Source organism: Hydrophilobacter chitinilyticus (assembly GCF_049860745.1).
Taxonomy (GTDB): Bacteria; Pseudomonadota; Gammaproteobacteria; order Burkholderiales; family Burkholderiaceae_C; genus Rhodoferax_B.
In genome coordinates, this window is sequence record NZ_CP187561.1 from 4,532,007 (window position 1) to 4,554,099 (window position 22,093).

General features: G+C 61.1%; 19 protein-coding genes and 1 tRNA gene. 10 read left to right on the forward strand and 10 right to left on the reverse strand.

Annotated features, from left to right (window positions below):
• Positions 1 to 46 precede the first annotated feature (46 nt).
• Together ACPWMG_RS20135 and ACPWMG_RS20140 are read left to right on the forward strand one after the other, a co-directional pair.
• Positions 47 to 1,300, forward strand: a complete 1,254-nt coding sequence (locus tag ACPWMG_RS20135; protein WP_483301265.1) for a D-amino acid dehydrogenase — start codon at positions 47 to 49, stop codon at positions 1,298 to 1,300.
• Positions 1,301 to 1,350: 50 nt separating this feature from the next.
• Positions 1,351 to 2,832, forward strand: coding sequence for an NAD(P)H-hydrate dehydratase (locus tag ACPWMG_RS20140; protein ID WP_483301266.1), 1,482 nt, complete (start codon positions 1,351 to 1,353; stop codon positions 2,830 to 2,832).
• Between the two features lie 3 nt (positions 2,833 to 2,835).
• Here ACPWMG_RS20140 and ACPWMG_RS20145 read toward each other — a convergent pair whose 3' ends face one another.
• Complete coding sequence (locus tag ACPWMG_RS20145; protein WP_483301267.1) at positions 2,836 to 3,540, reverse strand: GntR family transcriptional regulator; 705 nt, start codon at positions 3,538 to 3,540, stop codon at positions 2,836 to 2,838.
• A gap of 19 nt (positions 3,541 to 3,559) precedes the next feature.
• Here ACPWMG_RS20145 and ACPWMG_RS20150 point away from each other — a divergent pair, with 19 nt between their 5' ends.
• Together ACPWMG_RS20150 and ACPWMG_RS20155 are read left to right on the forward strand one after the other, a co-directional pair.
• Positions 3,560 to 3,784 carry a hypothetical protein gene (locus ACPWMG_RS20150; protein ID WP_483301268.1) on the forward strand — a complete coding sequence of 75 codons (225 nt, stop codon included), beginning with the start codon at positions 3,560 to 3,562 and terminating at the stop codon, positions 3,782 to 3,784.
• Entirely contained in the window at positions 3,738 to 4,685 is a 948-nt protein-coding gene (locus ACPWMG_RS20155) for a Bug family tripartite tricarboxylate transporter substrate binding protein (RefSeq protein ID WP_483301269.1), read from the forward strand. Before ACPWMG_RS20150 ends, ACPWMG_RS20155 begins: the two co-directional genes overlap by 47 nt.
• 313 nt (positions 4,686 to 4,998) lie before the next feature.
• Here ACPWMG_RS20155 and ACPWMG_RS20160 read toward each other — a convergent pair whose 3' ends face one another.
• The 3 genes from ACPWMG_RS20160 to rnr all read right to left on the reverse strand — a co-directional run bounded on the left by ACPWMG_RS20160 (position 4,999) and on the right by rnr (position 9,095).
• The gene (locus ACPWMG_RS20160) at positions 4,999 to 5,886 is read right to left on the reverse strand and encodes an alpha/beta hydrolase family protein (RefSeq protein ID WP_483301270.1); all 888 of its coding nucleotides are present in this window, start codon (positions 5,884 to 5,886) and stop codon (positions 4,999 to 5,001) included.
• A gap of 84 nt (positions 5,887 to 5,970) precedes the next feature.
• On the reverse strand, positions 5,971 to 6,726 hold the full coding sequence (locus tag ACPWMG_RS20165; RefSeq protein WP_483301271.1) for an SDR family oxidoreductase: 756 nt from the start codon (positions 6,724 to 6,726) through the stop codon (positions 5,971 to 5,973).
• Between the two features lie 89 nt (positions 6,727 to 6,815).
• Positions 6,816 to 9,095 carry a ribonuclease R gene (rnr, locus tag ACPWMG_RS20170; protein WP_483301272.1) on the reverse strand — a complete coding sequence of 760 codons (2,280 nt, stop codon included), beginning with the start codon at positions 9,093 to 9,095 and terminating at the stop codon, positions 6,816 to 6,818.
• 172 nt (positions 9,096 to 9,267) lie between these two features.
• Between rnr and ACPWMG_RS20175 the strand changes: the two genes are divergently transcribed.
• Positions 9,268 to 9,352 (forward strand) — tRNA-Leu (locus ACPWMG_RS20175).
• Positions 9,353 to 9,508: 156 nt separating this feature from the next.
• On the opposite strand, the gene rimO is transcribed toward ACPWMG_RS20175, so the two are convergent.
• Positions 9,509 to 10,921, reverse strand: a complete 1,413-nt coding sequence (rimO, locus tag ACPWMG_RS20180; RefSeq protein ID WP_483301273.1) for a 30S ribosomal protein S12 methylthiotransferase RimO — start codon at positions 10,919 to 10,921, stop codon at positions 9,509 to 9,511.
• A gap of 287 nt (positions 10,922 to 11,208) precedes the next feature.
• Here rimO and ACPWMG_RS20185 point away from each other — a divergent pair, with 287 nt between their 5' ends.
• Positions 11,209 to 11,970: a substrate-binding domain-containing protein gene (locus tag ACPWMG_RS20185; protein ID WP_483301274.1), complete on the forward strand. Its 762-nt coding sequence runs from the start codon at positions 11,209 to 11,211 to the stop codon at positions 11,968 to 11,970.
• A gap of 225 nt (positions 11,971 to 12,195) precedes the next feature.
• Here the strand turns inward: ACPWMG_RS20185 and ACPWMG_RS20190 are convergent, their stop codons facing one another.
• The 3 genes from ACPWMG_RS20190 to ACPWMG_RS20200 all read right to left on the reverse strand — a co-directional run bounded on the left by ACPWMG_RS20190 (position 12,196) and on the right by ACPWMG_RS20200 (position 13,723).
• Complete coding sequence (locus tag ACPWMG_RS20190) at positions 12,196 to 12,405, reverse strand: hypothetical protein (RefSeq protein WP_483301275.1); 210 nt, start codon at positions 12,403 to 12,405, stop codon at positions 12,196 to 12,198.
• Between the two features lie 8 nt (positions 12,406 to 12,413).
• Positions 12,414 to 12,827 (reverse strand): hypothetical protein, encoded by a 414-nt coding sequence (locus tag ACPWMG_RS20195; protein WP_483301276.1) that lies wholly within the window; start codon positions 12,825 to 12,827, stop codon positions 12,414 to 12,416.
• A gap of 293 nt (positions 12,828 to 13,120) precedes the next feature.
• On the reverse strand, positions 13,121 to 13,723 hold the full coding sequence (locus ACPWMG_RS20200; protein WP_483301277.1) for a TetR/AcrR family transcriptional regulator: 603 nt from the start codon (positions 13,721 to 13,723) through the stop codon (positions 13,121 to 13,123).
• Between the two features lie 288 nt (positions 13,724 to 14,011).
• Here ACPWMG_RS20200 and ACPWMG_RS20205 point away from each other — a divergent pair, with 288 nt between their 5' ends.
• From ACPWMG_RS20205 to ACPWMG_RS20220, 4 genes are all read left to right on the forward strand, one after another.
• Positions 14,012 to 14,647: an alternative oxidase gene (locus ACPWMG_RS20205; protein WP_483301278.1), complete on the forward strand. Its 636-nt coding sequence runs from the start codon at positions 14,012 to 14,014 to the stop codon at positions 14,645 to 14,647.
• 88 nt (positions 14,648 to 14,735) lie between these two features.
• The gene (locus ACPWMG_RS20210) at positions 14,736 to 14,942 is read left to right on the forward strand and encodes a hypothetical protein (RefSeq protein ID WP_483301279.1); all 207 of its coding nucleotides are present in this window, start codon (positions 14,736 to 14,738) and stop codon (positions 14,940 to 14,942) included.
• A gap of 53 nt (positions 14,943 to 14,995) precedes the next feature.
• Entirely contained in the window at positions 14,996 to 16,009 is a 1,014-nt protein-coding gene (locus tag ACPWMG_RS20215) for an aldo/keto reductase (protein ID WP_483301280.1), read from the forward strand.
• 127 nt (positions 16,010 to 16,136) lie between these two features.
• Complete coding sequence (locus ACPWMG_RS20220; protein WP_483301281.1) at positions 16,137 to 17,390, forward strand: MFS transporter; 1,254 nt, start codon at positions 16,137 to 16,139, stop codon at positions 17,388 to 17,390.
• An 89-nt stretch (positions 17,391 to 17,479) separates the two neighbouring features.
• Here the strand turns inward: ACPWMG_RS20220 and ACPWMG_RS20225 are convergent, their stop codons facing one another.
• The gene (locus ACPWMG_RS20225; RefSeq protein ID WP_483301282.1) at positions 17,480 to 18,835 is read right to left on the reverse strand and encodes a sensor domain-containing diguanylate cyclase; all 1,356 of its coding nucleotides are present in this window, start codon (positions 18,833 to 18,835) and stop codon (positions 17,480 to 17,482) included.
• Positions 18,836 to 18,956: 121 nt separating this feature from the next.
• Complete coding sequence (locus tag ACPWMG_RS20230; RefSeq protein ID WP_483301283.1) at positions 18,957 to 22,034, reverse strand: bifunctional diguanylate cyclase/phosphodiesterase; 3,078 nt, start codon at positions 22,032 to 22,034, stop codon at positions 18,957 to 18,959.
• Positions 22,035 to 22,093: the final 59 nt, after the last annotated feature.

The window sequence follows — 22,093 nt, forward strand, 5'->3', positions numbered from 1 at the left end:
GATGGTTGGGCGCAACCAAAGATTTAATTCGCAAAATCAGGATTGCATGAAGATTGCTGTCATCGGCGCCGGGGTCATTGGCGTCACCACCGCGTTCGAGTTGGCCATTGATGGTCACGACGTCACCGTCCTCGAGCGCAACAGCGCTGCCGGCGAAGGCACGAGCTTTGCCAATGCCGGCGTGATCGCGCCCGGCTACATCACGCCCTGGGCCGCACCCGGCATGCCGCGCAAAGTACTGCGCTACCTGTTCAGCCAGCACGCGCCGGTGAAAGTAGCCTGGCCGTTGAGCGGGCACGACATTGGCTGGATGTGGCAATGGCTGCGCGCCTGCAAGCCCGATACCTATGCCGCCAACCGCGCGCGCATGATCCGCCTGGGGCTTTACAGCCGCGAGCGTCTGAGCGAAATCACCCAAGGGCATGGCCTTGAATACGACCGCAGCCCCGGCTACATGGTGCTGCTGCGCACCGAGGCCGACCGCGCGCTGGCCCAACCCGGCCTGGCCGTGCTGCGCGAAGCTGGCCAGAAATTCAAAGAGATTGACGCCGACGCCGCACGCCAGATCGAGCCCGCCCTCAGCACCGACAGCCCGCTGGTGGGCGCCATCTATCTCGAAGACGCCGAGGCCAGCAACTGCCGCCAGTTCACTATGCTGCTCAAGGCAGATGCCCAGCGCCGGGGCGTCAAATTTGAATTCAATTGCACCGTCGACAAGATCTCGTCGGCGCAAGCCGCCACGGTCTACATCGCCAACGAACCCACCCCGCGCAGCTTCGATGCCGTGGTGCTGTGCGCCGGCGTGGGCTCGGCCGCGTTGCTGAGCCCATTGGGCGTGCGCCTGCCGATGACGCCGGTGTACGGCTACTCGGTTTCGGCCAACATCCGCGAACCACTCAACGCCCCGCGCGGCGCGGTGATGGACGAGCGCTACAAGGTCGCCATCACCCGCCTGGGCCAGCGTGTGCGCGTGGCCGGCAGCGCAGAAATTGGCGGCCGCCCAGGCCAGCCACGCCAAGCCGCAATCCAAACCCTCTACAAAGTGCTGCACGACTGGTTCCCGGGCGCGGCCAACATCAGCGCGGGCGTGCAAGTGTGGAAAGGTGCGCGCCCGATGATGGCCGACGGTCCACCATTGATTGGCGCCAGCGGCGTGCCCGGCGTGTGGCTCAACCTGGGCCACGGCTCCAGCGGCTGGGCGCTGAGTTGCGGCAGCGCGCGCGCGGTGGCCGACCTGATCGAGCGCCGCACCCCGGGTGTGGACTTGGAAGGCTTGGGCTTGGAGCGCTTACGCCGCTAGGGCGCACAACCGCTCCACCATCAGCGCCGCCAGCAGCGCAAAATCGCAGCATGCAACGCATCACCGCCGATTTCGCCGCCCCCGCGCTGTTCAACAGCGCCGCGACCCGCCGCATCGAACAAGCCGCACTCGCCGCCACGCCTTCGCACACGTTGATGCAGCGCGCAGGCCTGGCCGTGGCGCGCCTCGCCCTCGCCGTGGCGCCGCACGCGCGCACCATCTGGGTGGCCTGCGGCCCCGGCAACAATGGCGGCGACGGGCTAGAGGCCGCGATGCATTTACACCGCTGGGGCAAAACAGTCGTCGTGACCTGGCTCGGCGACGAAGCACACGCCCCGTCAGACACGTTGGCGTCTCTCGCCCGCGCCCGTGCTGCAGGTGTATCGCTAGCCGATGCACCACCCACACACCTCGGCGCGCAAGATCTGGTCATCGACGCCCTGCTCGGCCTGGGCAGCAGCCGCGCACCGGCCGGCCGCATGGCGCAGTGGATCGCGCAGATCAACGCCTGCACTGGAATCGTGCTGGCTGTGGACGTCCCCACGGGCTTGAACGCAGACACCGGTGAGGGTGCCGAGGCCCTGGTGCATGCACAGCACACCCTCAGCCTGCTGACCTTAAAACCCGGCCTCTTCACCGGCTTGGGGCGCGACGCGGCTGGCCAAATCTGGTTCGACACACTCGATGTAGACATCAACGCTTTCGCCTCCAGCGCCTTGCTCAGTCCACCCCCCACGCCTCGCGTACGCGCCCACGCCAGCCACAAGGGCAGCTATGGCGACCTGGCCATCGTTGGCGGTGCACAAGGCATGACAGGCGCAGCCTTACTGGCCGCATCGGCCGCGCTGCACGGTGGCGCAGGCCGGGTGTATGCGGCACTGCTCACGCCCAACGTTGACGCTACCGCCATTAGCTCCATTAGCGCCACCCTGCCCGAGTTGATGCTACGCGACGTCGCCGCCCTGCCCCTTGCGACGCTTACCGTTGTCTGCGGCTGCGGTGGCGGCAAAGCCGTGGCCGAGGTGTTGCCGCGCGTGCTGAAGGAAGCCCCACGCCTGGTGCTGGACGCCGACGCGCTGAATGCCATTGCGGCCGACACCAGGTTGCAAGCGCAGTTGACCGCGCGCGATTCGGCGCAGCAGGCCACCATCCTCACGCCGCATCCACTTGAAGCCGCCCGCCTGCTGGGCGTGAGTACCACAGCCATTCAAGCCGACCGCTTGAGCGCCGCTCAACAATTGGCAGAACGCTTTGACTGTGTGGTGGTGCTCAAAGGCTCCGGCTCGGTGATCGCCACGCCGCAGGCGCTGCCGTTCATCAACCCCACGGGCAACGCGCGGCTGGCCACGGCGGGCACGGGCGATGTGTTAGCGGGGTTGACCGGGGCCCTCTTGGCTGCCGGTCACAGCGCCACAGAAGCTGCGCGGGATGCAGTCTATCTACATGGTTTGACGGCTGACACCTGGCAGGGCAGCCAGGCACTCACAGCCAGCGCACTCTCGCGCGAACTGCAGTCTGCCTCACAACCGTAGCGGCTAGGCCGACGCCTGCCGATCCACGGCGTCCGCGCTCAGCCTGTCCCGCATACGCTTCAGCAGCGTCTGCTTCGCGCGAGTTGAATGTGCCGCCGACAGCGCCGCCGCCCCCTCACCATCGCGCTCGGCCAGGGCCTCCAGCAGTTGCCGATGGTCGCTGATCACACCTTCAAAACGCTCGGTCTGGTAGCCATACACACGCCATAGCGCGGAGATCAGCCGCCAGTGGCGATCCAGAATCAAGCTGCCATCGCGGTTGCCCGCGATGCTGTTGATGGTGGCGTGGAACGTGCGGTTGGCCGCCAGCGCAGCGGGCACGTCTTCACTTTGCGCAGCCGCCTCGTAACGCGCCTGAATGGCCTGCAGTTCTGCAAGTTGCGCGGGCGTAATGCGCTCGGCCGCGCGCCGCGTCATGAAGGATTCGATCAAAGTCCGCAGATCGAAAATGTCGGCCACAAAAGCTGGCGTGACCTCCACCACACGCGCACCGCGGTTCGGCACGGTATCCAGCAGCCCTTCGGACTCCAGCCGCCGCAGCGCCTCACGGATCGGCATGTGCGACACGTTGAACTGCGTCGCCAGCGCATCGATGCGCAGCGGGCTGTTCGGCGCAAACATGCCGCTCAAAATGCCGTCGCGCAGATGGTCGGTGATGTCGAGGGCGTCGACCGTGTCGTCAGAAGGTTGCAGCTTGAGGTGTTTCACTTGGTGAGGTGCTTCTCTTATGCGTTTTTCGATCAAGGATATGCGGGAATCTGCTATGGCTCAACTGGGCCAAAGCCTGGACAGTTCAGATAATCCTCTATTTTTGATCAAAGGCGTGATTCATCATGGTTTCCAAATGCTTGATTTCCACGGCAAGTGCGGCAACGTGTTCAGCCATTTTGGCTGGCGTATTGTCGATGCTGCCAGCACTGGCGCAAGCACAGGGCTCAGACGCCAGCGCTAACGCCGCAAACTGGCCCACGCGGCCCATCAAAGTCATCGTCGCCGGCACGCCGGGAGACGGCGCAGATCTGGCCGGACGCCTGATCGGCACCAAGCTGCAAGAGCGCCTGGGCCAGCCCTTCGTCATCGACAACAAACCAGGCGCTGGCGGCATCATCGGCACCGAGGCCGCGAAGAACGCGCCCGCCGATGGCTACAACTTTTTGATAGGCAATGCCGGGTCGCACGCCATCAACGCCGCGGTGTACGCCAAGCTTTCTTATCATCCGCTGCGCGACTTTGAGCCGGTACTTTTGATCAATAAAGCGCCCAACGTGTGTGTCATCAACCCGCAGATTCCGGCCAAAACGCTGAGCGAGTTTGTGGCGCTGGCGAAGGCGTCGCCGGGCAAGTATTCCTTTGCCTCGGGCGGCAATGGCTCGTCGGCCCACCTCACGGGTGAATACTTGAAGCTGGTGGCCGGCATCGACCTGCTGCACATTCCCTACAAGGGCGCATCGCCGGCGGTGGCCGACGTGATCGGCGGCCAGGTGTCGATGTTCTGCGGCAACCTGCCACCCGCCATTCCGCACATCAAGTCGGGCCAGCTGCGCGCGCTGGGCGTGACCACGCTGCAGCGCAACGCCGAAATCCCCGACGTGCCCACCATCGCCGAGACCTACCCCGGCTTTGAATCGGTGGCCTGGTTTGGCTACTTTGCGCCCAAGGGCACACCGCCCGAAATCGTGAACAAGTTCTCCACCGCGCTGGCCGCCGTGATGAAGCTGCCCGATGTGCGCGAGAAACTCATCGCCCAAGGCACCGAGCCCGTGGGCAGCCCACCTGCCGAGTTCCGCAAGTTCATCAAAGGTGAAATCGACAAGTGGACGAAGGTGGCAAAGGCGGCCAAGGTGCAGCTCTAAAGTCGCACAACCTCAATTTGATAGCTGCTTGCGCTTATGCAGTAAGCGCCAACGGCCAATTTAGCTTAGAACCAGTTCACGATCTCCCTAGGGCCGCGTTGGGGTGCAATCGGGATGAGTTGACTGTCAGAGACCGCCGCATGGGCTCTCTGCCCATGCAAGGGCTATGGCAGACAAATCGCCCGATTTCACCCCAACCCGCAGGGCAGGCACCTTCTCGGGCGCCCTGCGTCGTTACAAAACCAGCCAAGGCAGAAGCCTTGGCTTGGGTTTTGCGCCTAGCAGTGCATCCCGATAAGGTGCCTGCGCGGCCCTAGAGAGATCGTGCACAGGTTCTTAGACCTTTAAACCACGCCAGCGCCTGCAGCAAAACAGGTTCACTGCTGGTGTGCGCCACCGCCACATCGTAGTGGCCAGCGCCAGGCAGGCTCCATAGCCGCGTGGTATCGCCCGCCGCTGTTGCCGCCGCCACAAAGCGGCGCACCGAGTCGGCGGAGACGGTGTCGTCTTCCTCCCCCTGCACAAACGCCATCGGCACACCCAGCGGCAGCCGCGCCAAGGGCGAGGCTTCGGCAAAGCGCTGGGGCACGGCATCCAGGCTGCCGCCCATCAACATGTCGACCATGCCGTTGCAGCTTTCTGCAGGGCCTTCAGCGCGGTAGGTTTCCAGGTCGCTGATGGCGGCCAAGCCCAACACCCCCGCCAGCAGCAACGGGTTGGCTAGGTACAGCGGGCTGTTGCTCGGCAAGCCAGCGCGCGCCGCAAGCCACAGCGCCAAGTGCCCGCCGGCCGAGTGCCCTGCGGCCACGACGCGGGTCAAATCCAGAGGTTCGGTTTGCGCCAGTTCGCGCAGTGCATCGGCGGCGTGCGCCACATCGAGCAAGGTACCTGGCCAGCCACCACCAGCATCGCCCACGCGTCGGTACTCAATCGTCCAACTGGCCCAACCGTGGCTGGCCAGCCAAGCGGCCAAACGGGTGATGTAGACCAGGTCGTATTTGGCGCGCCAGCAGCCGCCGTGGATCAACACCACCACCGGGAAAGGGCCCTGCCCCTCAGGCAGACGCAGTTCGCCAAACTGTTGCGGTGCGCTGCCGTAGGGCCGTTGCGGCACGGCGGGCGGCAACGGCATGGCGTCCATCGCCTCCCATTCCAAAGGAGCGGTTGCAGCACGGTTGGCAGTTTGATCAGAAGGCGGCATCGTGGACGGCATGAAGCAAAAAGGGCTCGTGAAGAGCCCTTGATTTTGCCCCAGCCGACGCCGGGGTTCAGCGGACTCAGCGGCTTAACCGCGACCGACAAAAGGCATCTTCGTGGCCATCACCGTGTGGAACAACACATTGGCTTCCAGCGGCAGGTTGGCCATGTAGAGCACCGATTGGCCCACGATGTTCACGTCCATCAGCGGCTCAATGGCGATCTCGCCGTTGGCCTGCGGCACACCCTTGGCCATGCGCATGGCCATGTCGGTGGCGGCGTTGCCAATGTCGATTTGGCCCACGGCGATGTCGTACTTGCGGCCATCCAGCGAAGCCGTTTTGGTCAAGCCCTCCACCGCGTGTTTGGTGGCGGTGTAGGCAATTGAATTCGGGCGCGGCGCCGTGGCCGAAATCGAACCATTGTTGATGATGCGGCCGCCGCGTGGCGACTGCTCTTTCATCACCCGGAAGGCGGCCTGGATGCACAAGAACATGCCGGTCAGGTTGATGTCCACCACGTTCTTCCACTGTTCCAGTGTCAGGTCTTCGAGCAGGATGCCAGGTGCGTTTACACCCGCATTGTTGAACAACACGTCGACACGGCCAAAGGTTTTGACCACGGTATCAAACAGCGCCTTGACGGACGCCGGGTCCGACACATCGGTGCTCACCGTCAACGCGCGTGCGCCGGCACCCGACTCATCGGCCACGGCTTGCAGCGGCTCGACGCGGCGGCCGGCCAAAGCCACGTGGTAGCCGTCTTTCAACAAGGCCAATGCGGCCGCTTTGCCTACGCCGCTACCGGCTCCGGTAACGATAGCAATTTTCTTCGTCGTCTCCATCCATGTTCTCCTGGTCTGTTTATGTTTGAAAGGTGTTGAGAAAGCGCAGCAGAAAGCCGCATCCCTGCGGCTTTCTACGGCACAGTTTTTTAACGGCGCGCGCGGGGTTTCTTCTGCGCGGCCTTGCGGTTCGGGCCACCGGCAGGTTTGGCACCTTTGCCAACACCGGTAGGCTTGGCCGCACGGGTTTCCGACTTCGATTTGCGGGCGGGCGGTGCGGCCTTGAACTCTGCACGCGCACCGCCGGAGCGGCTCTTGCCCGCATCATCAAAGCCACCGCCACTGCCACCGCGCTCCTTGTTGTTGCGTACCGGCAGGTCTTCACCATCGCGAATCAAGCGGAAGTCGATCTTGCGGCCATCCAAATCGACACGGCTCACCTGCACTTGCACGCGCGAACCAATGGCATAACGGATACCCGTGCGCTCACCGCGCAACTCTTGGCGTGCTTCGTCGAAGCGGAAGTACTCGCCACCGAGTTCGGTGATGTGCACCAGGCCTTCGACGTACATCGCATCCAGCGTCACAAAGATGCCGAACGTGGTGACCGAGGTGACCAGGCCGCTGTATTCCTCGCCCAGATGCTCGCGCATGTACTTGCACTTGAGCCAGGCTTCGACGTCGCGGCTGGCTTCGTCTGCACGGCGTTCGTTGGCGCTGCAATGCAGCCCGGCAGCCTGCCAGGCCAGCGTGTCCTGGCTGACCTTCTTGGGCTTTTGGTTCGGCTCGGCGACCTTGCCATTGAGCTTGGAAGCGTTGTTCTTCTGCAGCCGCTTGGCCAGCTTGGCATGCGCCTCGCCCGGCGTGGGCAAGGTGGGCAATTGGTACTTGGTGCCACCCAAAATCGCCTTGATGACGCGGTGCACCAGCAAATCCGGGTAGCGACGAATCGGGCTGGTGAAATGGGTGTAGGCCTCGTAAGCCAGTCCAAAATGGCCGCTGTTGACCGGCGTGTAAATGGCTTGCTGCATTGAGCGCAGCAGCATCGAGTGGATCTGCTGGGCGTCGGGCCGATCCTTGGTGGCCTCCGCAATCGCCTGAAACTCAGAAGGCTTGGGGTCGTCGGTGATCGTCAGCCCCACTCCCATGGCCTTCAGGTAGTTGCGCAGCACTTCCTTTTTCTCGGGCGTAGGCCCTTCGTGCACGCGGAACAGGCCGGGTTGTTTGCCTTGGTTGATGAAGTCAGCACTGCAGACGTTGGCCGCCAGCATGGCCTCTTCAATCAAGCGGTGCGCTTCGTTGCGGGTGCGCGGCACGATCTTCTCAATACGACCGTTTTCGTCACAGACGATTTGCGTTTCGGTGGTTTCAAAGTCAACCGCACCACGCACGCTGCGCGCAGCCAACAAGGCGCGGTACACGTCGGCCAGGTTCAGCAGGTCCTGCACGCGGTCTTTGCGGCGCACAGCCTCTGGGCCACGGGTATTGCCCAAAATGGCCGCCACTTCGGTGTACGTGAAGCGCGCATGGCTGAACATCACCGCCGGGTAAAACTGGTATGCGTGGACCTCGCCCTTGGCGGTGACCATCATGTCGCAGACCATGCACAAGCGCTCAACTTCGGGGTTGAGCGAGCACAGGCCGTTGGACAGCTTCTCGGGCAGCATGGGGATCACGCGGCGCGGGAAGTACACGCTGGTGGCGCGGTCGTAAGCATCCACATCGATGGCCGAGCCGGTTTCCACGTAGTGGCTCACATCGGCAATCGCCACCAACAAGCGCCAGCCTTTGCTTCGGCCCACCTTGGCGGGCTCGCAATACACGGCATCGTCGAAGTCGCGCGCGTCTTCACCGTCAATGGTGACCAGCGGCACGTCGGTCAAATCGATGCGGTTGCGTTTGTCTTGTGGGCGCACCTTTTCGGGCAGGCCACGCGCCAGCGCGATACAGGCGTCCGAGAAGATGTGCGGCACGTCGTACTTGCGTACGGCGATTTCAATCTCCATGCCGGGGTCATCAACCTCACCCAGTACCTCTTTGACGCGGCCCACAGGCTGGCCAAACAACGCGGGCGGCTCGGTCAGCTCGACCACCACGACCTGACCGGGCTTGGCCGTGCCGGTGGCGCCCTTGGGCACCAGGATGTCCTGGCCGTAACGCTTGTCTTCCGGCGCAACCAGCCAGATGCCGCTTTCTTGCAGCAACCGGCCGATGATCGGGTGCGGCGGACGTTCCACGATTTCGACCACGCGCCCTTCGGGCCGACCTTTGCGGTCGCTGCGCACCACACGAACCTTGACACGGTCCTTGTGCAGCACGGCACGCATTTCATTGGAGGGGAGGTAGATATCCGATTCACCGTCGTCGCGAAGCACAAACCCGTGTCCGTCGCGGTGGCCTTGGATGGTTCCTTCGATCTCGTCCAGCAAGGCGCTGGTATGGCTTGGCGTTTTGATAAATGTTCTTTCTGTTCAGCCCCTGCGCTCCCATAGCGCAGTGCAGGTGGCAACCGTAAGGATAAAACCGAATTGGGAAAAATTGCGAAAACTTTTTACCCTGGATCAAAAGTCCATTTTTCACATGTTATACTTCTTCTCGTGGGCCCAGATGGCGAAATTGGTAGACGCACTGTGTTCAGGTCGCAGCGCCGCAAGGCGTGCTGGTTCGAGTCCAGTTCTGGGCACCACACCTTATCTCGAATAAAAAGCCGCTGATGACTCAGCGGCTTTTTTGTTTTCCGTGACACTTTAACCTGTCACGTCTTTTCCGCAACACACACGCATAAAAAAACAGCGCAGACCTTTGCAGGTGCTGCGCTGTTTTGTGTTGAAGGCGAGTCGGATTAAATCGGCCGCGCCACCAAATCGTGGCCTTGCGTGCCCACGATGCGTGCCTTGGTGAATTCACCCACCTTCATCGTCTTGCTGATTTTTTCTGGTGGCAACAAATGCACCACGCCATCGATCTCCGGCGCATCGGCATAGCTGCGGCCGGTTCCCCCCTTGCGGCCCAGCGCAGGCGCCGAATCAACCAACACTTGCATCGTCGCACCCACGCGCTGTTGCAGCTTGGCGGCCGACACTTCTTCGGCCACAGCCATGAAACGCGCGCGCCGTTCTTCGCGCAGCTCGGGGGGCAACATGCCGGGAATGTCGTTAGCGGCAGCGCCTTCCACCGGGCTGTAAGCAAAACAGCCTGCGCGGTCGATCTTCGCTTCCCGCATGAAGTCGAGCAGGTGCTCAAACTCCGCTTCAGTTTCCCCGGGGAAACCTGCAATGAAGGTGCTGCGGATCACCAGCTCAGGGCAGGCTTCGCGCCAGCGTTGGATGCGCTCCAGGTTCTTCTCGCCACTGGCCGGGCGCTTCATGCGGCGCAGCACGTCAGGGTGGCTGTGCTGCAGCGGCACGTCCAGGTAAGGCAGCACGCTACCCGTTGCCATCAACGGAATGATTTCGTCCACGCTTGGATACGGGTAGACGTAATGCAGGCGCACCCAGGCGCCGTACGGTGCGGCGATTTCACCCAGCGCTTGCACCAATTCGAGCATACGGGTCTTGACCGGTTTGCCGTCCCAGAAGCCAGTGCGGTACTTCACGTCCACGCCATAGGCCGAGGTATCTTGACTGATGACCAGCAGCTCTTGCACGCCGCCTTCGAACAAGGCACGTGCATCGTTCAACACGTCGCCAATCGGGCGCGACACCAAATCGCCACGCATTGACGGGATGATGCAGAACGTGCAGCGGTGGTTGCAGCCTTCGCTGATCTTCAAATAAGCGTAATGCTTGGGCGTGAGCTTGACACCAGCCGAGCCAAATGCATTGGGCACGAGGTCAATGAATGGGTCGTGTGGCTTGGGCAAGTTGGCGTGCACCGCGTCCATCACTTCTTGCGTGGCGTGCGGGCCGGTCACGGCCAACACGCTGGGGTGCATTTCGCGCACCAGGTTGCCACTGGTGGGGCCGGCTTTGGCGCCCAGGCAACCCGTGACGATCACGCGGCCATTGGCAGCCAACGCTTCGCCGATAGTGTCCAGGCTTTCTTTGACCGCATCGTCAATGAAACCGCAGGTGTTGACGATCACCAAGTCGGCGCCCTCGAAGGTCTTCGAGGTCTGATAACCCTCGGCGCTGAGTTGCGTGAGGATGAGTTCCGAGTCGGTCAAGGCTTTGGGGCAGCCAAGGCTCACAAATCCCACCTTGGGAATTTTGGCCGTTTCCGGAGTCGCGACTGCGTTGTAAGTATCTGATTCCATTTGTGTTTCGCAGGGCGACCTGGCGGATGAGCTGGGGCAGGCATTGTAAGCGAGAGCCAGAATTGCCCCCACGCCGACTGCATCTAAACCCTGGGATTCAGTCCCGAGTCAACATTCAGGTTTTCAGGCAAGCCCTGATCTTGGACCGATTTGCGTCGACTCATCTCTCTCATTTGTCCCGTTACGGCCCCGCCAAACGGGAATGCCGGAAGGACAGAGGTGAGCCTTCGGCTTACGATACAAGCAGGTCAAGGTCGTCGTCCGTCTTCATCTCACTCGGAGTTTTCATGAACCGCTTCTCCTCCATTGGTCGTCACTTCGTTCCTGGTGTGCTGATGGCCAGTTTCGTACTAGCGCAGGCCGCCGAAATTACCGTGCTCAGCGCGGGAGCCATCGAGCCAGGTCTTAAAGCCGCCGTGGACGTTTTCGAGAAACAAACCGGCCATCAAGTCAAAGTGACGTTCAATACAGCACCAGAGTTGAAGAAACGCATTGACGGAAATGAAGCCTTTGACGCCGTCATTGCACCGCGTGCCTCTATCAGTGAATTTGCCAGCGCCAGTAAGCTGGCAGAAACGCGAGCCATCGTGGGTCGCGTCGGCATGGGGGTGGCAGTTCGTGAAGGTGGCCCCGTACCTGACATTTCCAGTGCAGTGGCGCTAAAACAATCAGTGCTTGCGGCAGATACGCTGGTGTTCAACCGAGCATCTACCGGCATGTACCTAGAGGGGCTTCTTAAAAAAATGGAGGTCTACGGACAAGTGGAGTCCAGAACCACCCGGTATCCCGATGGCGCAGCCGTGATGGAGCATGTCATCCGCGGTAAGGGTAACGAAATTGGCTTTGGTGCCATCACCGAGATTCTGCTTTACAAGGACAAGGGCCTACGCTTCGTGGGACCGGTGCCCGCAGAAATACAGAACTACACCACCTATGCTGCTGCCCCACTGGCGGCCAGTAAGCAGCAGGAAGTTACCCAGGCATTCGTCAGTTTCCTGGCTGGTCCTGTGGGCAAGCCATTGTTCGAGGCTGCGGGGGTCACGGATTAATGTTCGCAAACTTTCTAGCCTTGCCAAATGCTGGCGCCTGAGCTTCCACATGCAGAACCATGTCCAAGCCCTTGGCGGCTTGGAACGCCTGTCCGGCCTCTCCCGTATGGCGTGTCGGCCAGGACCTGCCGGTGGCGAGCAACGGCTCACCGGCCATTCAGTTGTCCGCTAGGCGCCCCCACTGTTCCGACGAGCGACTGCTCTTGGAAATAGGCGGATTGCTCCTCAATCCTTGAGACTCACGCCCAAGGCTTCCAGCTTCTTTGCGTATGCGTCCCGGCGTTTTGCCGCCTTTGCAGCGGCGTCTACGGCGGCTTGGATGGCCTTCGGCCCCTTTTTCGCAGCAGCTTTGATCAGTCCGGTCTTGTGAGCAGCATCTGCCTCCGCCCTCTTGAAAGTGGCGATGATGTCGATATCGGCAACAGAGTGGTTCACAGGCACCCTCAAAGCTTAACGTCAGTGCGAAGCAACGCTGTTCTCAATTCGCGGTTAGCTGGGATTGAAACATCGATGCCTTGAACCGCCAGGTCGAACGGTGAGCCTGGTTTGATACTGGCTGGGAGTATTTTCTTTACGGGATTCGTCGCGGGGTACTTGCCATCAGCGGCACACATACGAACGGAAAAACCGAATTCATCGAGTACACCTTTTGCGTATAGCTCTGCCAAATGCTGAAACGACACGAATGTCGAGCATTTCACTTCTTTAGCCCCTAGCTTGCGAATGCTACGAACGATCTCAAATTTGCCAAGAGAATCTCGTTGGGTATTCGTAAAGGGATGCAGAAAAAGCGTCTCACGAGGTCCTCCCTTTTTGGACGCCAGCGTGTGCTCGACGGCGATATCAGTCAAAAGCAAGTTGTTTTCCTCGTCATTCAATAAGCCACAGATTTAACAGGCACATTAGTCTCCATCACGCCCCAAAGTTCCCGCTCGCGATTTTCAAACTAGGCCACATGGAAACCAATGCCCCTTGAGATTGGATTGCTTGTTCCCAGTGGGATCAGTCGAGGTCGGCGCACAGCGTTCAAGGCAAGGGCGTTTCATCGGCTCGACCATCAACGCTGATTAGACCAAACAACCCGATCGTCAGGTGGGAACCTGTCACTCATCTCATCATGCGCCGAACAGGTCGTCCACTTCGCCGAGCGTTAACTGACCTGAAGTCCTTCCAGCAGCAGTTCAAATGACGAATCCATCGCTGGATCCATACCGCCAACGAAGCCGACTAAACCGTCAAGCGAGAGAACTGTCAGTCCATGAAGCTGGGACCAGACAGCATGCGCTTGCTTTAACGCGTCTCGATGCCTGATCCATCCGGTGCGATGGCCTTCCTCGATGGCGTGAACCAGAACGCCCAATGACTCCATGCCCTTTTCCTTGAGCAACTGGTTATCACACCCGTGCGCTTCGGCACTGAACATCACCCGGTAAAGGTTGGCGTTCGTCCTCCCAAACTCAACATACGAACGACAAATTGCCAAGAATCCTTCTGGCTGATCGAGCGCAGACGTATTGGCGACCTGTTGCGAAAAAAGGCGCAGCTTCTCAAAGCCTGCCGCAGCGACTTCGGCAAGCAAGCCAGCTTTGTCAGGGAAGTGCTTGTACGCCGCGGAATGGCTGACACCACTGCGTTTGGCGAGGTCTCGCAACGAGAAATGCCACCCTTGTTCCTCCTGCAAAAGCTCTAGATACGAGTCGAGTAAGGCACGACGCAGATCGCCGTGGTGATAGGGCTTAGAGGCAATGTCCATGACGTAGTGCGTTTTTGCGGCTCAATGTTGACGGCGGTAACTTCAAAGTGTACGCCAATCCCATCGGCCTGCTCACCGCATCCCTCAGCTGGGCACCGGTCCTCTGTTTGGCTTGGCTTTTCGCCTTAAAAGAGCATTTTGAAAAAATGTTGACAGTGGTCACATTGGGTTATACATTAACGCCAAGTGAACACTGGTTACTTCAAGACCAGCGGCACTCAACCCCTCGGCAGGACGATTCCAGACCCGCCGAAGAACCCGGAACCTCACTGCAACTTGGAGCTCAACATGGAATCCTCAGACTTCACCGTTCACCGCCCCGCGACCAACGTCTCAGACCGTGTTGCACTAGGCATCACGCTGTCGCTGCGTTTTTTTGCCGACACCTTCTTCGCCAAGCGCTACGGCAACCGCGCCATCGTGCTCGAGACGGTGGCTGCCGTGCCGGGCATGGTCGGCGGCATGCTGGTGCATCTGCGCTGCTTGCGCTGGATGGCGGATGACGCAGGCTGGATCCGCACGCTGCTGGACGAAGCCGAGAACGAGCGAATGCACCTGATGACGTTTGTGGAGATCGCCAAGCCCAGTTGGTTTGAGCGCGCGGTGATCCTGCTGGTACAGGCGCTGTTTTTCGTCTTCTTCTTCGGGCTGTATCTGACATCGTCGCGCACCGCGCATCGGCTGGTCGGCTACTTTGAAGAGCAGGCGGTGATCAGCTACACGCTCTACCTCCAGGAAATCGATGCCGGCCGCGTGGACAACGTGCCCGCGCCCGACATCGCCATTGACTACTGGAAGCTGGCACCCAATGCCCGGCTGCGCGATGTGGTGCTGGCCGTACGCCAGGACGAGGCAGGCCATCGGGAGGTCAACCACGCCTTCGCCGACGAACTCAATCGCTCCTCGGTGCGAGTGACCTCATAAACCTTGTCGGATTGCACGACCGCGCCGCGACCGTGCATTTACCTCAGCCCCTATTGCCGGTATCGCGCCGGAATACTTTGGAAATGTCATGCATCCGCTGATCCAGGCGCAACGCGCCGTCTTCAACACGAGCGTCAATTTGAAGGCGCTCGTCAACAGGCTCTCCGCGCACTGGATCTACGTGAGCCTCTACCTCATTCCCTATCGCGCGCTGATGGGCACCGTGCCCACCACAGGCCTCACTCTTGCGCGCTGCTTGATCCAACTAAGCAAGCCGCTGGCGAAGCTGTATTGAAGCCGCCGGCCTGCCTGATCCCAACCACAACCCTGTCATCCAAGGAGAAAACCATGACTTTGAAAAACCTACTGCCACGCCCGCTGGGCTTTGGCACCGCGCCTCTGGGCAATATGTTCCGCGCTATTCCTGAATCGGAAGCGCAAGCCACCGTCGATGCTGCATGGCATGACGGCATCCGCTTTTTCGACACGGCGCCGTTCTATGGCGCTGGTTTGGCGGAGGCTCGGCTGGGCGAAGCGCTTGCCGGGCGCGACCGTGCCAGCTACGTCCTTGCGACCAAGGTCGGCCGCCTGATCCTCGACGAAGTCGAAGACGTCAATGCCCGCGACCTCGGTGAGAAGGGAGAGGTGTTCAAGCACGGTCGCGCCAACCGCATCGTGAACGACTACTCCGAGAGCGCGACCTTGCGCTCGATCGAAGACAGTCTTCAGCGTCTGAAGACCAACCGTCTGGACATCGTTTGGGTACACGATATCGCACAGGATTTTTACGGCGACGATTGGCTCAGCGTGTTCGAGACGGCACGCAAGGGCGCATTCAAGGCGTTAGACCGGTTGCGCGACGAAGGTGTGATCGGCGCGTGGGGACTCGGCGTGAACCGGGTGGAACCGATCGAACTGCTGCTGGATCTGCAAGAACCGCGACCCGATGGTTTCCTACTCGCCGGACGCTACACATTGCTGGATCATGCCAAGGCACTCCAGCGGGTCATGCCACAAGTGGCTGCGAAGGGCTTGGGCATCGTGGTCGGTGGTCCCTACAGTTCAGGTGCATTGGTGGGCGGGCCGAACTTCGAATATGCGCCGGCCACAACGGCCATCCTGACCAAAGTAAAAGACATCAAGACGATAGCCGATCGACACAGCGTGACGATGAAGGCGGCCGGACTGCAATTCGCGTTGTCACATCCTGCAGTCGTTGGAGTGATTCCCGGAGCCAGCCGCCCCAATCGCATCGCTGAAGATCGCGCGGCCTTGGAGTCCCCTGTGCCAGCAGATTTCTGGCGCGAATTGCGCCATGCCGGCCTGGTGCACCCCGAAGCGCCGCTGCCGCACGGCATCTGACGTTGGGGGCGGCGGGCGACCACTGGCGCCTCCGTCCCATCTCCTCCCTCATCGATAGCACCGCTAACTGCATCTGGCGGCGTGTTCATCGCACGCCCCATGCGTTCAACCTTTTCAGAGAACCATCATGTTCGACCAAGCTTACCGACCACAGTGCCATCATGTGGCCCAGTTCCCAGAAGTTGAAACGCGCTGGCTCAGCCGCAAAGCGCTGGCCCTGCTGGCACTGGCACTCGGAACCTTCTGTATCGGCACGTCCGAGTTCGCCAGCATGGGGCTTCTGCAGTTATTTGCAGCCAGTCTTGATCTGGACATTCCAACCGCCACACATGCCATTGAGGCCTATGCTTTCGGTGTTGTACTCGGTGGTCCCGTGGTAACCATCCTGGCGGCGAAGCTCAACCGCAAGAAGCTACTGCTCGTTTTGATGGCCCTCTTTGTGGCCGCAAACGTGCTGTCAGCCAGCGCAACCGGGTTGGACTTCTTCATGTTTGCACGCTTCCTGAGTGGCATTCCACAGGGCGCTTACTTTGGCGCGGCGGCCGTGGTTGCCTCCTACATCGTGGGGCCTGGCCAAGGCGGCCGGGCTTTCGCACTGGTGATGACGGGGCTGACGGTGGCCACCATCGTGGGATCGCCGCTGGCCACACTGCTCGGCCAAACGCTTGGTTGGCGCTTGGCCTACCTCGCAGTGTCGGCCTTGGGCGTGCTGTCGCTCGTGGCGCTGTGGATATTGGTGCCGCGCTCGCAGGCGCTGGACGGCGGCCCCGTATTGCAGGAACTGCGCGCGTTGGGGCGTGCCTCCGTCTGGTTCATGATGGCCGTAGCCGCGCTGGGTGTCTCCAGCATCTTCGCCGTTTACACCTTCATCGGACCACTGGTCACGGACGGTGCTCAGTTGGACGCCACTTGGGTTCCGCTCGCGTTGGGCGTCTTCGGGGTCGGCATGACGGCAGGCAACGCCCTTGGGGGATGGTTGGCAGACCGCCATCCTTCGCGTGGCTTGGTGATGGGATTCGCCAGCGGACTGGTGGCCTTGGCCCTGTTGGCCATTGGTGGAGGCAACATCGTGGTTCTGATGACAGGTCTGTTTGCAGTGGGTGCCACCATGATGATCGCCATCCCCACCATTCAGGTTCGGCTCACTCGTGCAGCGCCGGATGCACCGACGCTGATGGGGGCCATGAATCTGGCCGCGTTGAACGTCGGCAATGCGATCGGCGCATGGGCTGGCGGTCAAACCATCGCGCACGGCAGTGGCCTGCTGTCCACCGCATGGGCGGGCTTCGTACTGACCCTCTCGGGGCTTGTGCTTTTCATGTGGGTATCACGCAGCACTATTGTCGAAGGCCGAGCCTGTGAGTCGGCGGCCGGTTCTTGACGGGTAGCGCTTTAACGTGATGGCCGCCGCACTTGCTACCTTTGAAGAGTCAGAAGAACAACGGCCCGTTTTGCCAAACGCCAAGACTGTCAAGCGCCGTGCACTCGGTTCCGGCCCGCGCGCTTGGCCAGGTACATGGCTTGATCGGCTCGGCGCAGCGCCTGAGCGGCAGATTCACCTGCCGCGAGTTGCGTGACACCAGCGCTGAAGGTGATCAGGATTTTCTCGGTGTCGCGAAGGAAAAGGCGTTTGCTGAGTTCACGCTGCAGCCGCGTCATGACCTCCAGAGCCTCACGCAGTTCGGTCTCGGGCAGCAGCAGCACGAACTCCTCGCCGCCATAACGTGCGATGGCGTCCTGCGGCCGCATGCATTCGCGCACCACCGCCACCAGATGCAATAGCGCGCCATCACCGGCCTCATGCCCCAGGCGATCGTTGAAGGCCTTGAAGTTGTCTACATCGAGCAAGGCAATGCTCAGCCCGCTCCCCCGCCGTGTGGCCGCAGCGATTTCACGCTCCAGGGCTTCATCCAAACCACGCCGGTTGAGCGCGCCGGTCAGCGCATCATGTCTGGCCAAGGCACTCAGGTCTTCAAGTTCATGCCGCAGCCGCTCGATCTCGGCCTCGGTCGACTCCGATTTCTGCCGGATCATGCTCAGCTCGCTGTGCATGGCCAGGGCCTCGTCCGCCATGGTGCGGCTGGCCATGAACGCCTCGCGCATGACGGGTGCGATGTCTTCCAGGGTTTTGGCTTCCTGCATGCGCCGCGTGCAGGTCTCGATCACGCTGTAGTGCGCTTCATTGCAAGCCGCAATGCGGCGCAGCGTGCCGAGGAACGCTTCAAACATGCCCTTCATGTTGTCCTGGGCGGCGATCAACTGCTGCTTGGCCCCGGTCTGCTGGTCGATCACCTCCACCAACCGGTCTCGCAGCGCATCCACTCGGCGCAACGACATGGGCGGCGCAGAGGCGGCCAGCAGCGACTCTGTCTGGCCTTGCAGCCATTGGTCATCCACGGTCACCGCACTGATGTTGCGCAGGATCAGTTGCAACAGCTCCCACTGCCCCGCCTGGATGGCGCTGTGTTCCTCGTTGTCGACATCCAGCCTTTGGGTGAACGTCTCCAGCATGGTCTTCAAGGTGTCGAGGCTCAGCACCGGCTGACGCACAAAGGCGGTCAACTGCGCAGCCTGTCGGCGCAAGTCGGAATCATCAGCCGGCTGGGCATAAACACTGCTTTCCACCAAGTGCGCCAGTGGCTCCTGCAGCGCCGTGACGTTGTGCCAGTTGTTGAGGGGCGAGGCGGCCTGAGACGACGCCACTGCTGCCCGCCCGGCGATCTCGTCATATAGCGCCTGGTAATTTTCGGGCGAAGGTTCCTGGCGCCGCCTGGCCAGCAGCTTAAGCGTCTCGCGAGCGATATCGGATGGTTTTCGATCTGGCATAACGCCCTCTACCTCATACTCCAGCCGCTGCCTGAGGCCACGACCACGCCAAACGCGGGTCTCGGCATGCGGCCAGCTTCAAATTCTTTAAACCGTCTCATCGCTTCTTTTCCTCAAGCCCTTACACGCTTTGGCTTCCCGCGTGGTGCATCTGGTGCGACTCGCTTTGGTTCGCCAGCAATGGCTTGATCGCCTCCACCGGCATCGGCCGGGCATACAGATAGCCCTGGACTTCGTCGCACCCCTGCTCTCTTAAAAAATCGCGCTGGGCGGTGGTCTCTACTCCCTCGGCGATGACGCGCAACCTCAAGCTCTTGGCCATGGCGATCACGGCAGAGGTAATCGCCTCGGCTTCGCGCTGGCCGCTTTTGCCCAGGTCCAGCACAAAGGAACGGTCGATCTTCAGTTTGCTCACCGGGAACTGGCGCAAATAGCTCAGGCTGGAGTAGCCCGTGCCGAAGTCGTCGATGGCGATCTGGATGCCCATGCTGACCAACTGACGCATGGTGTCAACGGCCACATCGGTGTTCGCCATCAAAATGCCTTCGGTGATTTCCATCTCCAAAGCCCCCGCTGGCAGATCAAACTCGGTCAACACGCGGCGCACTTCAAAGAGAAAATCGGGCGCCTGAAATTGCGTGGCGGAAAGGTTCACGGCAATCGGCAACGGCTGCAAACCATCACTGCGCCATTGCGCCCAAATGCGCGCTGCCTCGCGCACCACCCAATGGCCAATTTCGGCCATCATCCCCGAAGACTCAGCAATCGGGATAAAACGCGCGGGCGACACCGCGCCGCGTGCGGCGTGCTGCCAGCGCAGCAGCGCTTCAGTCCCCACAGGTTTGCCATCTTCCAACGTGAACTGCGGCTGCAGGTGCAACTGCAACGCGCCCGCGTCGATGGCCTGGCGCAGGTCCACAGCCAACAGCATGTCGTCGTAGGCCGACGCATTCATCTCAGGCGCATACAGACGCCAGGTGTTGCGCCCCTGGCTCTTGGCCATTCGCATGGCCGATTCGACGTTGAGCAACAGGTCTTCCGAGGTGAGCGCATGGTCGGGGTAACTTGCCACACCGATGCTGGCGGTGGGCGATACCGGGTGCGCCCCAAGGCGGATGGGCGGTGCCAGCAGTGCACGCACCTCGCTGATCAGCAACGCATGGGTGACTAGGCTACCGGGCAGCACTAGCATGAATTCGTCTCCGCCGTAGCGGTACAGGCCTTTCAAGTCGGTGCCCAGGCCACGTAAACGTTGGGCTACTTCCACCAGCAAAGCGTCTCCCTGGGCGTAACCAAAAGATTCGTTGACGGCGTTGAAGCGGTCGAGGTTGACCAAGGCCAGCGTCAAGCTCTGGCCGGGCGACGTTTGCACATGCACGTCTGCCAGGTACTTGGGCAGATCCTGTTCCAACTTCGCCCGATTGGGCAGCTTGGTGGCGGGGTCGTGGATCGCCAGATACTCGGCGCGGCCTTCCGCTTGTTTCAGGCGCGTCAGGTCGGTGAAGACGTCGATGTACTGCTCCACTTCGCCATCGGCGCCACGGTGCGCGCAGACGAACAGACGTGCCAGAAACACCGCCCCGTCTTTTCGTCGAATATGGACTTCGCCTTCCCAAAAATCCTCTTCTTTCAAGATCGAGAGGGCGCGCTCCGCGACCGCTGGTTCCAACCCCGCGCTTAACTTGGTCGTCGGTTGATGGAGCAGGTCTTCCAACTGATAGCCAGTGATGGCGGTCACCCGGCTGTTGATGGACACAATGCGCCGGTCGCGGTCGGCGACGATGATGCCTGCGGCCGAGCGCTCGAAAAAGCTCGCCGCTACGCGCAGCCGTGTGTCGACTTCGGCGCGGCGCGTGACGTCCCGCCCAATGCTCAGATAGTGGTGTCGACCATCGGCTTCGAAGCAACCCAGGCTGCCCTCAAACAAAAAACTTGATCCGTCGGCGCGCTGCCGTGGCAGACAAACCTGCCGGGACTCGCCGGGTTTCATCTCTTTCCACATTGCGGCTTGCGCTGCTGCGCTTTCTGGCGTTCGCAGGCGGTAGATGGACATGCCCACGAGCCGTTCGCGTGGATAACCGTAGACCGTAGCTGCCCCATGGCTGGCATCCAAGACGGTGCCGTCTTCATCGGCCAAAAGGAAAACGTCGGCCGACTCTCGCAACATGTGTTCGTAGTGCTGACGCAAGTCGGCCTCGCGTGAAAAAACCCTCAACCTATCGCCACGCCGCCAGGTGAGATAAAGCAAGGACCCCAGCAAAATCAGCGCTGCGCTGCCCGCCAGCAAGACTTCACTGCCCTTCTTGGTGGTCGCGTATATCGTGGCAGAGGGCAGCTCGCTGATGACAATCCAGCCGGGCAGCAAGATACGCTCGCTGCTCGCCATGACGTTCTCACCCGCCTGCTTTCGGCCTTGCCATGCGGAAACGGTAACCCTGGGCCGAAGGGTGTCTACCACCAGCCCCGCCCCCAACAGCATGTCTGAATAGGATCGCGCCAGTGGCTGCAACGTGGCGCCCGTCGAAGACGACAGAAGTTGTGCACCACTTGCGGAGGCCCTGACCAAGAGTGTTTCACCGGCCCAGTTGGCGGGTTGCGCCTTCTCAAGTGAATTGACGAGCCACCGGGGGTCAAACTCCATATAAAGCGCCAACGCTGCAGACCCGAAGCCATCAGCCATGCCTTGCACCAGCCCGATGTGAAGCTGCCTCTCGTCTGGAGACGAAAGCTCTATCCACTGTGGACTTTTGGCAGCCTGGGTTCGCGCAACGAAGGCCAGTTGGCCCGAAGTGGGCGCGACGCCAGCGCGGAAGACACTCTTTTCAGTGTTTCTGTCGATGATGGCCACGGTTCGGTAGCCGTAAAGTCTTTGGATGAGCGCCAGATGCTTTTGAATGACGGCTGCATTCGTGTCCTGATCTGCCCCGCCCCGCTGCCATCGGTCCAAGGCTTGTTGCAGCAGATCACTGGTGCCCACAGCCTCGGCATCGGCGGCGCGCTCTTTCAACCAGGTGTTGAAGACGTACGCCGTGGCCAGCGCGCTCACCCGCAGGGTCTCCTCTGCGTTTTGTTCTGCCGCGCGCCGGGCGTGGTTGTAGAGCACCAGACCCAAGGCCAGCACGCCCGCCACAAATAAAACAAAGATCGCCGCAGCCAGCCGATTGGGAGAAATCCTCTGGCCTGGTACGTCTGTCCGCATTGAACCTTTCCTCATGAACATAGTTGAGTTTTCGGAAGGTCGCGTCAAAGCCTTAACGA

What these genes read in the sequence shown, in the direction of transcription:
- ACPWMG_RS20200 (WP_483301277.1), bottom strand. Translation starts at nt 13,723, where the DNA reads ATGGACATTGCCTCTAAGCCCTATCACCACGGCGATCTGCGTCGTGCC.
- ACPWMG_RS20230 (WP_483301283.1), bottom strand. Translation starts at nt 22,034, where the DNA reads ATGCGGACAGACGTACCAGGCCAGAGGATTTCTCCCAATCGGCTGGCT.
- ACPWMG_RS20140 (WP_483301266.1), top strand. Translation starts at nt 1,351, where the DNA reads ATGCAACGCATCACCGCCGATTTCGCCGCCCCCGCGCTGTTCAACAGC.
- ACPWMG_RS20155 (WP_483301269.1), top strand. Translation starts at nt 3,738, where the DNA reads ATGCTGCCAGCACTGGCGCAAGCACAGGGCTCAGACGCCAGCGCTAAC.
- ACPWMG_RS20225 (WP_483301282.1), bottom strand. Translation starts at nt 18,835, where the DNA reads ATGCCAGATCGAAAACCATCCGATATCGCTCGCGAGACGCTTAAGCTG.
- ACPWMG_RS20135 (WP_483301265.1), top strand. Translation starts at nt 47, where the DNA reads ATGAAGATTGCTGTCATCGGCGCCGGGGTCATTGGCGTCACCACCGCG.
- ACPWMG_RS20150 (WP_483301268.1), top strand. Translation starts at nt 3,560, where the DNA reads ATGCGTTTTTCGATCAAGGATATGCGGGAATCTGCTATGGCTCAACTG.
- ACPWMG_RS20185 (WP_483301274.1), top strand. Translation starts at nt 11,209, where the DNA reads ATGAACCGCTTCTCCTCCATTGGTCGTCACTTCGTTCCTGGTGTGCTG.
- ACPWMG_RS20210 (WP_483301279.1), top strand. Translation starts at nt 14,736, where the DNA reads ATGCATCCGCTGATCCAGGCGCAACGCGCCGTCTTCAACACGAGCGTC.
- ACPWMG_RS20165 (WP_483301271.1), bottom strand. Translation starts at nt 6,726, where the DNA reads ATGGAGACGACGAAGAAAATTGCTATCGTTACCGGAGCCGGTAGCGGC.
- ACPWMG_RS20160 (WP_483301270.1), bottom strand. Translation starts at nt 5,886, where the DNA reads ATGCCGCCTTCTGATCAAACTGCCAACCGTGCTGCAACCGCTCCTTTG.
- ACPWMG_RS20215 (WP_483301280.1), top strand. Translation starts at nt 14,996, where the DNA reads ATGACTTTGAAAAACCTACTGCCACGCCCGCTGGGCTTTGGCACCGCG.
- ACPWMG_RS20220 (WP_483301281.1), top strand. Translation starts at nt 16,137, where the DNA reads ATGTTCGACCAAGCTTACCGACCACAGTGCCATCATGTGGCCCAGTTC.
- rimO (WP_483301273.1), bottom strand. Translation starts at nt 10,921, where the DNA reads ATGGAATCAGATACTTACAACGCAGTCGCGACTCCGGAAACGGCCAAA.
- ACPWMG_RS20205 (WP_483301278.1), top strand. Translation starts at nt 14,012, where the DNA reads ATGGAATCCTCAGACTTCACCGTTCACCGCCCCGCGACCAACGTCTCA.